Below are 548 nucleotides of genomic sequence, written 5' to 3' on the forward strand. Positions count from 1 at the left end.
GGCGTCGCGTGCTCGAAGGCGGCGGGCTTCATGCGAGGGCGGCCAGGATGCGCTCGGGGCTGGCGGGCAGGTCGGTCACCTCGCGGCCCAGATGCGCGATGGCATTGTTGATCGCGTTCACGATGGCTGCCGGCGGGCCGATGGCGCCGCTCTCGCCGATGCCCTTTTGGCCGAAGCGGCTGAGGGGGCTCGGCGTCTCCATGTGCAGGATCTCGATGTCCGGCACCTCAGCGGCGCCGGGCAGCAGGTAGTCCACGAAGGTGGAGGCGAGCGGCTGGCCGGAGGCATCGTAGGGCATCTCCTCCAGCAGCGCGGTGCCGATGCCCTGCGCCACGCCGCCCAGCACCTGACCATCGGCGATGAGCGGGTTCAGCAGGACGCCGCCATCCTCGACGATCACGTATCGCGTGAGGGACACATGCCCCGTTGCCGCGTCGAGCTCGATCTCCACGGCATGCGAGGCGTAGCTGAAGGTGCCCGTGTCGCGCTTCGTCTTGTGACCGACGGTGCATTCCAGCCCCTCGGCCTGCATCCGCTCGGTGAGGTTC

The 548-nt window shown here is 69.3% G+C and carries 1 protein-coding gene; it reads right to left on the reverse strand.

Features of this window, described 5'->3' with window-relative positions; genetic code table 11:
• Positions 1 to 28: 28 nt before the first annotated feature.
• Positions 29 to 548 (reverse strand): xanthine dehydrogenase family protein molybdopterin-binding subunit (locus AC1DWF_RS37765; RefSeq protein WP_476843531.1); only part of this gene is annotated, 520 nt, incomplete at its 5' end.

It is taken from the genome of Aminobacter sp. P4_D5 (assembly GCF_056401815.1).